Source organism: Gracilibacillus suaedae (assembly GCF_017599345.1).
Taxonomy (GTDB): domain Bacteria; phylum Bacillota; class Bacilli; order Bacillales; family Amphibacillaceae; genus Gracilibacillus; species Gracilibacillus suaedae.
Genome location: NZ_JAGFVL010000032.1, coordinates 205,042 through 219,494 on the forward strand (window position 1 = coordinate 205,042; position 14,453 = coordinate 219,494).

Annotated in this window: 14 protein-coding genes; 9 read left to right on the forward strand and 5 right to left on the reverse strand. The window is 37.2% G+C overall.

The features are described from left to right. Positions 1-52: 52 nt before the first annotated feature. A complete protein-coding gene (locus J5J03_RS08910) occupies positions 53-622 on the reverse strand; it encodes a GNAT family N-acetyltransferase (protein WP_208588799.1) in 570 nt (189 codons plus the stop codon). Positions 623-626: 4 nt separating this feature from the next. Continuing rightward, entirely contained in the window at positions 627-977 is a 351-nt protein-coding gene (locus J5J03_RS08915; RefSeq protein ID WP_208588800.1) for a VOC family protein, read from the reverse strand. A 139-nt stretch (positions 978-1,116) separates the two neighbouring features. On the opposite strand from J5J03_RS08915, the gene J5J03_RS08920 reads away from it, so the two are divergent. Continuing rightward, positions 1,117-1,593 carry an SRPBCC domain-containing protein gene (locus tag J5J03_RS08920; RefSeq protein ID WP_208588804.1) on the forward strand — a complete coding sequence of 159 codons (477 nt, stop codon included), beginning with the start codon at positions 1,117-1,119 and terminating at the stop codon, positions 1,591-1,593. A gap of 88 nt (positions 1,594-1,681) precedes the next feature. Here the strand turns inward: J5J03_RS08920 and J5J03_RS08925 are convergent, their stop codons facing one another. The 3 genes from J5J03_RS08925 to J5J03_RS08935 all read right to left on the reverse strand — a co-directional run bounded on the left by J5J03_RS08925 (position 1,682) and on the right by J5J03_RS08935 (position 5,084). Beyond that, complete coding sequence (locus J5J03_RS08925; RefSeq protein ID WP_208588809.1) at positions 1,682-3,322, reverse strand: methyl-accepting chemotaxis protein; 1,641 nt, start codon at positions 3,320-3,322, stop codon at positions 1,682-1,684. Between the two features lie 18 nt (positions 3,323-3,340). Next, the gene (locus J5J03_RS08930) at positions 3,341-4,318 is read right to left on the reverse strand and encodes a BMP family lipoprotein (RefSeq protein ID WP_208588810.1); all 978 of its coding nucleotides are present in this window, start codon (positions 4,316-4,318) and stop codon (positions 3,341-3,343) included. Between the two features lie 199 nt (positions 4,319-4,517). Continuing rightward, positions 4,518-5,084, reverse strand: coding sequence for a Maf family protein (locus tag J5J03_RS08935; RefSeq protein ID WP_208588811.1), 567 nt, complete (start codon positions 5,082-5,084; stop codon positions 4,518-4,520). A 200-nt stretch (positions 5,085-5,284) separates the two neighbouring features. On the opposite strand from J5J03_RS08935, the gene J5J03_RS08940 reads away from it, so the two are divergent. The 8 genes from J5J03_RS08940 to J5J03_RS08975 all read left to right on the forward strand — a co-directional run bounded on the left by J5J03_RS08940 (position 5,285) and on the right by J5J03_RS08975 (position 14,453). Continuing rightward, the gene (locus J5J03_RS08940) at positions 5,285-6,211 is read left to right on the forward strand and encodes a hypothetical protein (protein ID WP_208588812.1); all 927 of its coding nucleotides are present in this window, start codon (positions 5,285-5,287) and stop codon (positions 6,209-6,211) included. After that, positions 6,212-6,592, forward strand: coding sequence for a MazG nucleotide pyrophosphohydrolase domain-containing protein (locus J5J03_RS08945; protein ID WP_208588813.1), 381 nt, complete (start codon positions 6,212-6,214; stop codon positions 6,590-6,592). A gap of 153 nt (positions 6,593-6,745) precedes the next feature. After that, entirely contained in the window at positions 6,746-9,130 is a 2,385-nt protein-coding gene (locus J5J03_RS08950; RefSeq protein WP_208588815.1) for a hypothetical protein, read from the forward strand. Beyond that, complete coding sequence (locus J5J03_RS08955) at positions 9,127-10,059, forward strand: ABC transporter ATP-binding protein (RefSeq protein WP_208588816.1); 933 nt, start codon at positions 9,127-9,129, stop codon at positions 10,057-10,059. The genes J5J03_RS08950 and J5J03_RS08955 overlap by 4 nt, the downstream gene beginning before the upstream one ends. Next, on the forward strand, positions 10,060-10,935 hold the full coding sequence (locus tag J5J03_RS08960; RefSeq protein WP_208588817.1) for an ABC transporter permease: 876 nt from the start codon (positions 10,060-10,062) through the stop codon (positions 10,933-10,935). A gap of 3 nt (positions 10,936-10,938) precedes the next feature. Further along, the gene (locus J5J03_RS08965; RefSeq protein WP_208588819.1) at positions 10,939-12,534 is read left to right on the forward strand and encodes a hypothetical protein; all 1,596 of its coding nucleotides are present in this window, start codon (positions 10,939-10,941) and stop codon (positions 12,532-12,534) included. A 2-nt stretch (positions 12,535-12,536) separates the two neighbouring features. Continuing rightward, complete coding sequence (locus J5J03_RS08970; RefSeq protein WP_208588821.1) at positions 12,537-13,538, forward strand: AAA family ATPase; 1,002 nt, start codon at positions 12,537-12,539, stop codon at positions 13,536-13,538. 33 nt (positions 13,539-13,571) lie between these two features. Beyond that, positions 13,572-14,453, forward strand: a complete 882-nt coding sequence (locus tag J5J03_RS08975) for a DUF58 domain-containing protein (RefSeq protein ID WP_208588824.1) — start codon at positions 13,572-13,574, stop codon at positions 14,451-14,453.

The following is a 14,453-nucleotide window of genomic DNA, read 5'->3' on the forward strand; positions in this document are numbered from 1 at the left end:
GTTACTAGAGCGGTGTCTTACAAATTTTTCAGGGATCAACAAGTTGCTTTTTTCAGTATTGTGCAGCAAATTCCTCTCTCAAAATCGAATAGATCTTTACATCCCAATGCTTGCCTTTGTTATATACTGTTTTTCTTAATACTCCTTCAAACATCATACCTGCTTTCTCCATCACTCTTGCTGAACCAATGTTTTCTACTATACATTTTGCCTGAATCCGTTCTAAGTCCATACAGTTAAAGCCAAAGTCAATAACTTCTTTAACAGCTTCCGTGACAATCCCTTTTCCCCAATATTCTTGAGCAATTACATAGCCGATTTCTGCAATATGTTGGTGTGTATCCCATGAGACAAAATCAATCGTCCCTACCATTTGTTGCATTTCTTTCATTTCGATTGCCCACGGAGCAAGATAATTACTTTCATACCTACTAATAATATATTCGACAAATTCTAGAGTTTCTTTTAAAGATTGGTGGGTGTCCCATGTTACATATTTTGATACTTCCTCATTGGAACCATAGGCATAGATATCATGAATATCACCTAATGATACCTTTCTTAATAGTAGTCGCTCCGTTTCCAAGATTGGAAAATCACTAAATATATCTTCTACTTCCATCGCTTTATCGCTCGCATACCATCATATGGTTACCATCAAGATCTTTAAAATTAAAAAAATGGCCAAATTGAATATCAGAGAGTAATTCTACCCCTTTGCCTTCCATATACTGATAGGCCACTTCAATATTATCTGTATCAAAATGGAAGGCAGGTGTTTTCAGGATGGTATCTTCCCGGTAAATTTTACTGTCCAATACGAGATTTAATCTGTCTAATTCGATAACATAAAGGTGTCCTCCTGGGAAGTCATTATGAGGTTCTTTGTCCAGTAAATCACAGTACCAGTCGCGAGCTTTTTCAATATTTTTCACAGGAATAAATACAGCAGTAATTTTGTTATTTAATGGATTCATACCAACAGCTCCTCTTTTTTGTAAGATTTAGTAATATAACCATATTATGATGTAGGAAACTAGTCAATGCTAAATAATGCTTTCGTAATACTGTTGTCAGTTTTTGTGTTAAAATAGCATGCAAAAGGAGGTTGTTCCCATGAATTACGGTACACTTAGCCAGCATAATGAACGATATTCACTAACATTTGAATGTAAATTCCCATTTTCCCGAAAAAAAGTATTTGCTACCTTAATTGACCCGACTTCCTTTAGACAATGGTATCCATTCGCAACAACAGAAATGGATGTAGAAGTCGGTGGTAAGCTGAAGTTTGACGATGGGGAAGGTTCTGTTTACGAAGGAGAAGTATTGGAGTTAGAGGCACCGCACACATTTGTTTTCAAAGAAGTAGACGATTTACTTGATATGCGAATAACGGAAAAAGAAGATGGTTGTCTTTTTACATTTAAGCATTCTTTCGATGACGCATCTATGGCGATGTATATGGCTGCGGGGTGGCACCGTTGTCTTGAAGTATTTCAACAACTTGTTTACGGTGAACCAGTGGAGTGGAAAGATAATGCTGAAGAGTTGCGTCAATACTATAAAGACTCCTTTGAAGTAGGAGAGTAGTGAATCTTACTTGATAATCAAAATAAAAAAAGAGGCTAACTATTGACTTTATATAGTTAGCCTCATTTCCTATAGCAACCTATCTTTCCTAGATTTTAAATCGACTTACTTTATCCTGTAATTCTTGTGCCATTTCTGCTAACACTTTAGTAGCGGCTGATACTTCTTGAATAGAGGCTGTTTGTTCCTCTGTCGCACTAGCAACTTCCTGGGAGTGATGAGCAGTTTTTTCAGTAATGGTTGAAACGTGATTCATTGATGTAACTAGTGTTTCGTTATTGTTTTTCATTTGATCAAGAGAAGTCGTCACTTCCTCCATTCTTTCCTGAACATCTGTGACAACCTTTGTAATATTTCCGAATGCATCACTTGCTTCAGATACAAGGGAGGAACCTTGTTTAACTGCTTCATTTCCTGCTTCCATTGACTCTACTGCTTTACCAGTTGTTTGTTGCATCACCGCAATTAAGTCATTAATTTGACGAGCGGATTGACCGGATTCTTCCGCTAATTTTCTCACCTCATCAGCTACAACCGCAAAACCTTTTCCGTGTTCGCCGGCACGTGCTGCTTCGATTGCTGCATTCAGTGCAAGTAAATTGGTTTGCTCAGCGATATCGGTTATCATATCGACGATTTTATTAATTTCCTGGGAATGATTATTTAATCCTTCGATTACCTGGCCAGTGTCTTCGGTGTTTTGATTGATAATCGCCATTTGTTCGCTAACACGATTCACTGTATCCATCCCTTGCTCAGATTGTTCTGAAGCATGATTGGAAGATTCTGTTGCACGTGAAATGCGAGTTGTGATAGCTTCGATATCTTGTGAGATCTGTTCGACATTTCGATTAGATTGATCTACATTATCAAGTTGTTGTTCAGATCCATCTGATACCTCTTGAATGGAATTGGCAATTTGCTCAGTAGCTGTTGACGTTTCATCTGCATTAGCACTTAATTGTTCTGCAGAAGCAGCGACACTTTGCGCTGTTTCTAATACATTAGCAATTAACTCTTTTAAATCTTGATTCATGCGGGCAAAACTATTATGTAATTGTCCAACTTCATCTTTCCGTGTTGTTTCTACTATTGACCTGGTAAGATCACCGTTGGAGATAGCGTCAGCATGATCGGTAAGTGTATAAATTGGTTTTACGATCCGATTTGTCGTGATAAAAGAAAAGCTTCCTGTGCCTAGTAGTAACACTATACCTGAGACAATCGTGAACAAGATGACCGAATCAATCTTTGTTTCTAGTTGTTGTTGTGCTTTTTGGTAGTTTTCCTCTACGATTAATTGTAATAAATGAATATCGTTTTGAATGCCACGAGTTCGAATCGACTGTTTTTTAGCCTCTGCAGCATCTTTTTCATCTAAAGCTACAGTGATCTCATCATTTAAAGTTGCTAATTTTTCTTCAACCTTGTGTATTTGATCTTCCGCTCTTTTGGTATTTGCTAATTCCTTTAAAATATCCGAACTTTTCTGTAAGCTTATTTGAACAGACTCTGCATCTGCATCTGTTTTGTTTAGAGAAAAGCTGCTTAAGCCTTGCTCAACGGAGATTATCGCACTATTTAGTTTTTCGACATCGACAAGTTGCTCGACATTGTCATTATTGGAAGAGTGAATTTGTGTCATTTGAAATGCGATAAATCCGATAATAATACAGGCGATAGTCAAAGGTAATAGAGAGTTTAATCTTAATTTTTGTTTTAAATTCATATGTTTCACCCTTTCTCCTTATTCGTTCACCGTAATCTCATTAGACTTGATATCATCTGTCAGCTCATTCAGCTGATTCTCTTCTTCTGATGTGAGAGAAAGAACACGAATAGGAGCTAATCCAACCCCGTCATCATTTAAACCTAATTCTAATTGTTCACTTGTTAGTTCACCATTTTCCACTAGTTCGGTAGCTAAGGTGTACATCGCTACATCGATATTTTTCATCATAGATGTTACAACGGTATCTTCACCTAAATAATATTGATCAGAATCGACTCCAAATGAATAAATGCCTTTTTCTTGTGCTTGTTTGATTACGCCAACACCTGTGAAGCCAGCAGATGGATAAATATAATCTGCTCCTTCTTCGATTAGTTCGGCAGCAATTTCTTCACCAAGTTGATCATCTCCAAAGTCTCCAGCAAATTGGTCTAACACCGTTGCATCAGGATTTGTCGCAGCAACACCTTGTTTATAGCCGTTCAAAAATTTGCGGATGAGTGGAGTATCTTCACCACCAACAAATCCGACGATATCGGATTCAGTCTTCATACCGGCAATAGCACCGATCAGAAAACTTCCTTCATGTTCCTTAAAAGTTACACTTGTCACATTTGGCAAATCTATCACACTATCAACAATAACGAACTGTTGATCTGGATATTCTTCTGCAGCTTTCTTTAAATCTTCTTCAATCATATATCCGAGACCGATAATTAAGTCATTGCCTTCCTCAATTAATTGGTTTAAGCCAGTTTGATAGTCTCCGACATCTGCCAATTCACGATAATCAAAAAGTATACCTAATTCATCACGTGCATGTTCTAATCCGTAAAAAGCAGAGTCACTAAATGACTGGTCACCTAGTCCGACGTCCGACAACATAACACCTATTTTTACTTTGTCATCTATTGTAGATGAGTCAGTTTCCTCAGAGCACCCTGCCATCACGATAATAAGTGACAAAAATAAAACTAAAGTCCATTTTCTCATTTGTTAACCTCCGGGATGTTAGAATTATATAGCTTGTTTCAAAAAGGTATTTATACCTAAAACAACTATTCTAAAGTAACATACTTTTTGCTCATGATTCTATTGTTTTGAATAAAATGTAATAGAAAATTTACATGTAAACGCTTATTTGCATAAAAAAGGAAAGTGACATCACTTTCCTGAGAAGCTTATCTATATCTTATCTGGGAAAAATCTCGAACTTTCTTAAATCTCGTACAACACGAGAAATAGGTAGACCGACAACATTATAATAGTCACCAAAAATTCCTTTTACCAACATCGCACCAACACTTTGGATTCCGTAGCCACCAGCTTTATCGTATGGTTCATCTGTTTCAATATAAGATATGATCTCTTCTTCTGTTAATGGCCAAAATTCCACTTTAGTGTTTTCAACAAATACAACTTCTTGCTCCGCAGAACGCAGCATCACGCCAGTATATACTTCATGTGTTTTACCGCTCATCGCTTCGATCATTTTGTAGGCTGCTTGCTTATCTGCCGGTTTTTCAAAAATTTTTTGTTGAAAGGAAACAACCGTATCTGAAGATAGAATAACTTCGTCTTTGTCTTGAATCAGGACTTCTCTTCCTTTTAACATAGCAAGCTGTTTAACCTTTTCTGCTGGATCGGTTTCGGTAATTTGTGATTCATCAACATTAGGCTTCCGTATGGTAAAAGGGATATGTACTTGCTGTAATAATTCCTGTCTTCTAGGTGAGGAAGAAGCTAAGATTAGTTTCATGAATATACTCCTTTTTGGTTAATGATTTGTTCTTAGCACGGTGCTAAACGGCTGTAAGCGCCACTTCAAGTGATGGATAACAGACGCTAACACTCTGATCATAGTCTCACTTTATCATAATTCCTTAAAAACTGAATCGCAACTTTACATCGATATGTTACAATATTTGTTAAAAGAGTTTTGGTAGGGGAGGGAAAAGAGTGGAGAAAGAGCGATCCATCAAAGGTTTTCGGTTATTTATTCTGATAGCACTAATCATAAGCTTGGTTATAAATGTCATGGTGATTTCCAAAATAAAAAATATGAATGAAGATATTCGTTTTCTGACCGATAATCAATCAATGCTAAGTAATAATGTGAACAGTCAATCTGGTGTTATTCGGCAAGAATTAGAGCATTTTATCGAGGAGCAGAGCTGGATCAGTCCAATCACAATGGAAACAAATGAGAAACAATTAGCAAATGGTAGTACGGATGTAACTTTTTCCTGGCAGCTCAAAGAATTTTATCAAGATGCAAAAGTAATGTTTCATTATAAATATGGTGAGGCAAATGAGTTCACGGAGATACCAGCAAATGAAGAGGAAACGGGAATGTTTCAGGTACAGATTCCGGTTGAGATGGAACAAAAACCAGAATGGAAGGTGAGCATAAGTGAATCAAGTGTCAGTTCTCACTCATCTAGTCAGGTAGAGGTTAGCGGACAAACAACCGAATCTGTAAAGAAAGAACCGAAAAATCAAATAAGCTATTTTGTATCTGTTTCTCATGAAGGACTCATCAAACAAAGTGAACAACAATCGGAACATGTAGATTACATAGGAACGAATAATTATGGTTCATTGCTTACTGAAGTACATTTTAATGAAGATCAAGTGAGACTACATGTTTACTATCACGATGTAGCCAACCAGGGAAATGTCGTTGAAGAAGTAAATCTATTAAAATATCAAAATGATACACTGATGGAAGAAGAACAATTGACACTTCAAGACGAAGGGATGAGAGATAGACCATTTGATCTTGAACCATTTGAACAATATGACAATATGCGGTTAGTGATTGAAGTTGAGTACACGGATGGTACAGTATTTGACAAACAAGTTTATCCAAATGAGGTGGAATAGATGAAAGAATTACAGAGATATATGAAAAGATATCATGAGGTAATGAATTGGGAAATTAGTGGTGGCGATTATCAAACAGCAAAATCATCTTTATTACATAATTATATGCTTTTCTCTACAGAGGTAGCGGAAGTAGCGGAAGAATTAAGAAAGGCATTTAATCAAACGAATAAATGGATCAATCAAGGAAAAGGTGAAGCAGAAGCCTTCGAAATAGCGAAAGCAAACATAAAAGAAGACATCGGCAAAGAATTGGCGGATTGTCTAGCGTATATGATGAAGTTTGCTAATTATTTTGACATCGATATGGAGGAGGCTTTTTATAGGAAGATGGAAGAAGTGAAACAACGGCAAAATAAAGATGTTGGTATTTCAAGGTGAATAAGGTGGTAATCAAGCTAACTCATATACTTTGATTTTATAAAGTAAGTGTATGTTGTTAGCTTTTTAAAAAAAGCAAGAAAGCATTCTGGATCAGAAATAAGAAACTTATATCTATTTTTTTTCGTCTATAAAGATAAGAGGGGGAGGAAGATGAAGAGACTAATTAATATCATTGGATTATTTGTGCTCATTATTATGTGTTTAACCTATAGCGATACATCTACAGCATACGCCGATGAACAGGACAGATTGGAAATAAAAGTTGAGGCAGGGATAGATGGAAAAGCGAAAGAGGGTAAAGGATATCCAGTTACATTAACGATTACGAACAATAAGGAAGATTTTAACGGGGATTTGGTTATCACACTTCCGGTTGTTAACAAAGTACTACCTGTAGACATTGCATCCGGGACAACTAAAACTATTTCGTTCTCTATACAGGGTATGCAAGAAATGATGCATTATCAACCAAATGCTAACCAAAATGAACAGCTATTCCACTTATATGAAGGGGATTGGAAAGACGGGAATGAAGTAACTCTTGATTCTAATTTGGACTTAAATCCTACATACATACAACCGGATAAGTTAGTAATTGGTGTACTTTCTGATCGCCCTGACAGCTTGAATTATTTAAAGTTAACTTCTTTTTTTGGTAGTGATCCAGAGGTTATAAATTTAGACGAAAGTTTGATAACTGATGACTCGTTAGGATTGGATATATTGGATTTACTTGTTGTCAATGATTATTCAATTGCACAATTGCCCAAAGAAAAGCAAGAGTCGATTAAAGAATGGGTGCAAAATGATGGAACACTTATTACAGGCAGTAAGCCAGGGCTCAAACAACAGTTTGGATCACTTGCAGATATATTGCCATTAACCATTACAGGTCAAGAAGAGGTTGAACAGATACTAGGATTTGAGGCTATATCTCAAGAACCAATTGAAGCGGATAGTATAGAGCTATTTACGGGAGAAGTCGATGAGGAAGCTGCTGTCTTGTATCAAGAGGGGGATATCCCGTTAGTCATGGAAAAGAGGATTGGAAAGGGAACGGTTACACAAGTTGCTTTCGATTTAGGACTTTCTCAACTAGCTGATTGGCAAGGGCATGATCCATTATGGCAGTCTATTGGAACTGATAACGGTAATGTCGATGCTTATATGAATAATATAGGTATGCGCACTGTTGATCGCTTAAGGGAAATCTCTAGAACTTTTCCAACCTTAGCCAACCTTAATTTTTCGACACTGGCTATTTTATTTACAGTATATCTGTTAGCGATAATTCCAGTCCTTTATTTTGTATTAAAACGAATGGATAAGCGGGAATGGGCATGGATTATTATTCCTGTTTTTGCCATTGTGTCAAGCGTTGGATTATATACTATCGGGGCAAAAGACCGTGGTGGTGCTATCAAAACGAATGTAATGTCTGTGATTTCTTTAGATAAACAGGGAATGGGTAGCAGTGAGGGAGTTATATCAATGCTATCGAAAGGATCTGGCTCTTACACGTTATCCATGGATCCTACATTTCATCCAATACCATCTGAGGATATATATGGTCCGCAGAAAACGTATGCTGATCTACCTTTTCTCGAAACAGAAGAAAATAAGGAAAACGTACACTTTCAGCAAGTTGAGTTTTGGTCACCTCGAAGTGTAGCATTTAATCAGCCTATAAAAGAATATGGTCAAATCTCATCTAGTTTTTCGTTTGCGAATGATACTATTTCTGGTCAACTTACCAGTAATTTTGAATTTGATTTGCATGATGTTTATTTAATTAGTGGTCAGAACTATCAGGAAATTGGCAAATTAGCTGCTGGTGAGACAAAAGAAGTAAATTTTAATGTGGAAAATCAAGACTATTTCCAACAGCCAACAGAACAAGTCACATATAACTTATTTGGTCATCCTGGTCAAACAGGGCAACAAAGTGACGAACAAATAAAGTCTGAACTTCTATCTGTTGCAATTCGCAATGAAATCGATCGTAATGTGAATACTCCTATGTTAATCGGCTTTGCAGATGACTCACTTGTTCCGGTAACAATCAATGGAGATGAAACGAATCAAAACAATCATCACCTGATCATGCAACCAACTGCGATTGATTTTTCAGATGATGAAACGAGTGCTTTATCCATGGATTTGCAAGTACCAACCGTTTCCATTGAACAAGGACAAATCTATCATAATGGTATCGAACAGGGAGAGCCGTTCATTGAAGTAAGTACTGGCTCTTACTTATTAGCGTATGAGCTTCCGACAGTATTACGTGAGCGTTCTTTTCAAATGGATGAATTAGCTATCCGTTTGCCAAACAATCGTAATGGACTAACATTCTCCTTATATAACGAACAAAGTGATTCCTATGACAGTATCGATCAAAATTACGCTACTTATAATCAAAGTACTGCGGAAGATTATTTAAATCAAAGTCAAATACTCATTCAAGTAAGTGCGGCTTCAGATGGTCCAATTGATGTACCAACTGTAACGTTGGAAGGAGTGATAAACCCATGATTGAAATCCAAAATTTAACGAAACGATATGGTTCATTTACAGCACTTGATAACCTTAATCTGAGCATAGATAAAGGTACGGTATTTGGGTTTGTCGGTCCGAACGGTGCTGGTAAGTCAACAACTTTCTCTATTTTAGCTACTCTGCTAAGACCGAGTGAAGGAACAGCATATATCAATGGCTATGATGTTACCAAAGACCCGAAACAAGTTCGTAAATCGATTGGGTATGTGCCTGACTTCTTTGGAGTTTATGATCAATTTAAAGTACATGAATATTTAGATTTTTATGGTTCCAGCTACGGTATTCCAAGTGCTGAAAGAAAAGCGATCATTCCACAATTATTAGAACTAGTAAATCTAGAAGAAAAAATAGATGCCTATGTTGACTTGTTATCAAGGGGAATGAAGCAGCGCTTATGCTTAGCAAGGGCATTAATTCATGACCCAGATATTTTAATACTGGATGAACCAGCTTCTGGTCTCGATCCGCGTGCTAGAGTTGAAATGAGAGGGATATTAAGAGAACTGAAAAAAATGGATAAAACAATCATCATTTCATCACATATTCTCCCGGAATTATCAGAATTATGTGATGAATTAGGAGTTATTGAACACGGTCAATTAATTGCCCATGGTAATGTAAATCAAATTGAAAATCAATTGCAAGCACAAAAAGTGTTGCATGTTACAGTGAAAGGAAATGTAGAACAAGCAATATCTTTTTTTGAAAATGATACAAATGTACTTGAGGTTGAGCACGATGAAGAAGATAATCAACTGTTGCAGTTATCTTATCAAGGAACAGAAGATGAGCAAGTGATCTTGTTGCAACAAGCGATTGAACATGGGTTACCGATCTTAACTCTTTCACAAAAACAAACCAATTTAGAAGATATCTTTATGGAAATAACTAAGGGAGGTGAGTAAATGAGTCGATTACAATCCGTGTTAATTAACCCAGTCTTAAACAAAGAAATAAAATTAAGGTTTCGTTCGTTTAAAAATTTCCTAGGTATCTTGCTATTTCTAGCTATTTGTGGAGCGGTGTGTTTAGCTTTCATTTATATCGAAACTCAGTTTTCGCACGATGGCTTTACTGCTTCAGATAGTAGAAATTTGTTCATTCTGCTTTCGATGGGACAGCTTGGATTAATTGTCTTTATTACTCCCGGTCTGACAGCAGGTGCTATTAGTGGAGAAAGGGAAAAGCAGACGCTTAATATTATGTTAACGACACAACAATCATCGACATCAATTATCTTAAGTAAGCTGTTTTCCTCGATATTATTTTTAATTCTCATGCTAGTGGCATCTTTACCATTGTACAGTATCGTTTTTCTTTATGGTGGTGTATCCCCCAAAACGGTATTTGTCATGTTTGGTTTCTTATTGTTAACGATGCTGACTATTGGAAGCATCGGTATTATGTTTTCGACGATATTGAAAAGAACCATTATCTCTACGATTACCACTTATGGGGTTATGCTTTTTCTACTGGTAGGTACGTTGATTATTTTTTTTATTGTGCTGCGCTTAATTTTAGGGTTTCAAGGAACAACTGGCCCTGGACAAAACAATATACTTCCATATTTTGTGTTAATACTGAATCCGGCTGTTTCGATGTTTTCGTCGTTACAATCGAATATGTTTGTGTATGAATTTCAACAATTAGGGATTAATTGGCCATTATGGTTCGGTTACACAATTGCTTATATGGTGATTACATTGCTTTCTTTACTAATTGCAATTAAAAAACTAAGACCTAATATGAAAGCCAAGTCAAAAAACACGAAGAAGGGATAATATATGGACCAACACGATCAATTTTTTCGGTTGCTAAAAGAAGTGAAAAGAAAACTATGGATCCAAGCATTGATTCATAGTTTATATCTTGCACTAACAACTTGTGCGGGTATTACTTTGTTATGGATTTTGGCTAGTCGATTTTTTGTTATTCCTTTTTTAGAGAACAAAATCGTTATTACTATAGGTATTGTGATTGTCGCTTTATTCCTATATCTTGTATGGAAAAGACCGACCAATTTGGATGCAGTTAGGAAGTTGGATCAACAGGACTTGGATGACCGGGTAATGACTACTTATCACTTTATGGATGAAACATCGGCTATTGCCAAGTTGCAACGGAAAGACACGCTAAACAAAATGAAGGAAGTCTTACCAGCTATTAAGCAAAAGAAGATCGATTGGTTCCAATGGAAGAAGCTAGCCGTTACAGGCTGTCTGCTATTACTCTCATACCTTGGTATGACATATCCTAATGAGGTAATGGAAACTGCAAAAGACAAAGAAAAAGAAATCGAAATCGTGGAAGAAAACAAAGAAAATATTGAACAGTTTACAGAAACGCATAGAGAAGCAGTTGGTAAAGAAGCAGAAAAAGAGCTAGATGAACTCCTTGAAGAAGTGGATCAGGCTAAACAAGCAGAGGAAATCAATAAAGAGCTGTTAAAAGCAGAGGAACAACTGAACGAACTGAAAGAAGAAGCTGAAACGAGTCAAAATCAATTAAATCAGTTATCCGAACAATTGCGGCAAGAGGGGCTAAATAATCTTGCACAAGCTACCAGTAATCGTAATGTGGATCAAATGGAAAAGCAGATGGCTGAACTACAGGAGCAATTGGATGATTTTAGTGAGGAAGAATTACAAGCATTACAGGAAAAGTTACAGTCCATAGCGGACGCAATGGGAAAAGATAGTGAAGCATTAGCGGAAGGAACGTTATCCAAGGAACAACTAGAAGAGTTCATCTCAAACTTGGAAGGTGATCTAAAGGAATTAGTAGATTCTGCTGGAAATGAAGCCATGCTTGCAGAAGCACAACAAAATCTACAGCAGCTTGCAAGTAATATGAATAAGCAAATGACAACGGCTGGTATAACTACACCTGGTTCGCTCTCTTTTTCAAGTGGAAGTTCGTCATCGGGTAATAGTTCTGAAGCAAGTGGACAATCAGCTGAGAATGATCAACAAGAAGGTTCTCGTTCACAATCTGGAAGTGAAAGTGGATCTAATTCAGGTAGTGGCAGTGGTTCCAGATCCGGGAATGGATCAGGCTCCGGAACCGGTTCAGGGAGTGGATCAGGAGCTGGTAACGGTGCTGGTTTAGGCGATGGTAATCGTCAACTATCGGTACCTCAAAACTTAGATGGTGAACAAAATCAAGAAATAGATAATGGAGAGCTTAGTTCTGGACCTAGTGAACAACAAATTGCTCCCAGTGCACCAATACTGCCTGGTGAAGTTCGTTCATACGAAGAAGTGTATCAGCACTATGAAAATACGTACCGTCAAGCGTTAGATCGAAACGATTATCCTGACCATTTACAAGAGATCATTAAGGAATACTTTTCTGATATTAAGCCAGCGGAGGAGAACTGAACATGGAAGAAATAAATGAACAAGAATTGATAGAAGTAAAGGAAAAGATAGAATTAGTCAAAAAGGAGATTCGTCGCTTTATCGTAGGGCAAGATGATGTGATCGAACAGCTCTTATGGGGGATCTTTGCTGAAGGGCATGTGTTATTAGAAGGGCTACCTGGTCTTGGGAAAACAATGCTCGTTCATAAATTATCAGAAGTAATGGACTTAAGATTTTCGCGGGTACAATTTACTCCTGATTTAATGCCATCAGATATTACGGGAACTAACATGATTCAACCTAACGAGAATGGTGGGCAGTTTTTTGTATTTCATCAGGGACCAATTTTTTCGAATATTGTATTAGCGGATGAAATTAACCGTGCTACACCGAAAACACAGAGTGCATTGCTTGAAGCGATGGGGGAGAAAACGGTGACCGTGATGGGAGAAATGCACCGATTACCAAAACCATTTTTTGTCCTTGCTACGCAAAACCCGATTGAGTTGGAAGGAACCTACCCATTACCAGAAGCACAGATGGATCGTTTTGTAATGAAAATTAATGTTCCTTATCCAACTCGTGAAGAATTAAAAGAAATTGCCAATCGGACAACTGGTTCATCCGTTCCCCCATTAGAAAAAATAGTCGATGACTCTTATGTTGTCCATGTTCAGCAACTAGCGAAATACATATTGGTAGCAGATAATGTATTAGATTATACAGTAAATCTAACCATGGCAACACATCCTGATCATGAACTTGCAACAGATAATGTAAGTAAATATGTGGATTACGGTTCAGGACCAAGAGGAATGCAAAGTTTAATCGGTATTGCAAAGGTTCGGGCTTTATTTGATGGACGTTACAATGTATCAATTAGTGATATCAAACAGGTAGCATACTCGGTATTAAGACATCGCCTCTTTTTGAATTTTGAAGGGGAAGCTGCACAAGTTGATAAAGATGATCTGATCAAAGAATTGCTTAAATCTGTTGAAGGGGATGCACGAAAAAAATGATATGCTTACCCCAAAAAGAAAGGTTGTGATCCGATGAGCGCACTTCTATCACCAGTTTTAACGAAGCGGCTTGCTAACTTTAAACTCACCTCCAAGCGAATAGTTCGGGGAGGTCATAAAGGTGAACGTCGGTCACAAAGGCTTGGCTCATCATTAGAGTTTTCCGATTATCGTTTGTACAGTCCAGGAGATGACTTAAGACAGATCGATTGGAATACATTCGCAAGAACACGGAAGTTTTATATTAAACGTTTTTTGGATGAGCAAGAGCTTTCCGTTTCGATTTATTTAGATTGTACGAAATCGATGGCAATAGTAAATGAAAAATGGCTTAGAGCCAAACAACTTGCAGCAACATGCAGTTTTTTAACCTTAGCGAATTCAGATCGTTTACGTGTTATCCCGATTGCTTCTGCTGCCAAATCCTATCCAGATACGAAAGGAAAAGCCATGATCAACGATGTTATTGATTTTGTCGATCAAGTATCGATTGCATCTGGTGATGAACGATTTGGACAGCAACTAATCAAAAAATCTAACACATGGAAAAAAAGGAGTCTCACTATTTTGATTAGTGATTTTTTGGATGATCCAGATGATTTGTTCTTGGTACTCAAACAAATGCAGGCGCGTCGGCAGCAAGTTTTACTTTTGCAAGTTGTGTTACCACAAGAAATGAATCCTGATTATGTAGGTGATTTACAACTGATTGATATTGAGACGACGAAACAACGAGAAATATCCATGTCCCGAAAGGTAATTGATCAATACAAGCAATTATTTGACAATCACACCAACGAAATCAAGTCGTTTTGTCAAAGGCGAGGGATGGAATTGGTTGTTTGCCCTACATCCCATAGTTTAGAAGAAACGATTTTTTCGACATTGATGCATAAAGGATGGCTCAGGAGGTGA

What these genes read in the sequence shown, in the direction of transcription:
- J5J03_RS08910 (WP_208588799.1), bottom strand. Translation starts at nt 622, where the DNA reads ATGGAAGTAGAAGATATATTTAGTGATTTTCCAATCTTGGAAACGGAG.
- J5J03_RS08915 (WP_208588800.1), bottom strand. Translation starts at nt 977, where the DNA reads ATGAATCCATTAAATAACAAAATTACTGCTGTATTTATTCCTGTGAAA.
- J5J03_RS08920 (WP_208588804.1), top strand. Translation starts at nt 1,117, where the DNA reads ATGAATTACGGTACACTTAGCCAGCATAATGAACGATATTCACTAACA.
- J5J03_RS08925 (WP_208588809.1), bottom strand. Translation starts at nt 3,322, where the DNA reads ATGAATTTAAAACAAAAATTAAGATTAAACTCTCTATTACCTTTGACT.
- J5J03_RS08930 (WP_208588810.1), bottom strand. Translation starts at nt 4,318, where the DNA reads ATGAGAAAATGGACTTTAGTTTTATTTTTGTCACTTATTATCGTGATG.
- J5J03_RS08935 (WP_208588811.1), bottom strand. Translation starts at nt 5,084, where the DNA reads ATGAAACTAATCTTAGCTTCTTCCTCACCTAGAAGACAGGAATTATTA.
- J5J03_RS08945 (WP_208588813.1), top strand. Translation starts at nt 6,212, where the DNA reads ATGAAAGAATTACAGAGATATATGAAAAGATATCATGAGGTAATGAAT.
- J5J03_RS08950 (WP_208588815.1), top strand. Translation starts at nt 6,746, where the DNA reads ATGAAGAGACTAATTAATATCATTGGATTATTTGTGCTCATTATTATG.
- J5J03_RS08955 (WP_208588816.1), top strand. Translation starts at nt 9,127, where the DNA reads ATGATTGAAATCCAAAATTTAACGAAACGATATGGTTCATTTACAGCA.
- J5J03_RS08960 (WP_208588817.1), top strand. Translation starts at nt 10,060, where the DNA reads ATGAGTCGATTACAATCCGTGTTAATTAACCCAGTCTTAAACAAAGAA.
- J5J03_RS08965 (WP_208588819.1), top strand. Translation starts at nt 10,939, where the DNA reads ATGGACCAACACGATCAATTTTTTCGGTTGCTAAAAGAAGTGAAAAGA.
- J5J03_RS08970 (WP_208588821.1), top strand. Translation starts at nt 12,537, where the DNA reads ATGGAAGAAATAAATGAACAAGAATTGATAGAAGTAAAGGAAAAGATA.
- J5J03_RS08975 (WP_208588824.1), top strand. Translation starts at nt 13,572, where the DNA reads ATGAGCGCACTTCTATCACCAGTTTTAACGAAGCGGCTTGCTAACTTT.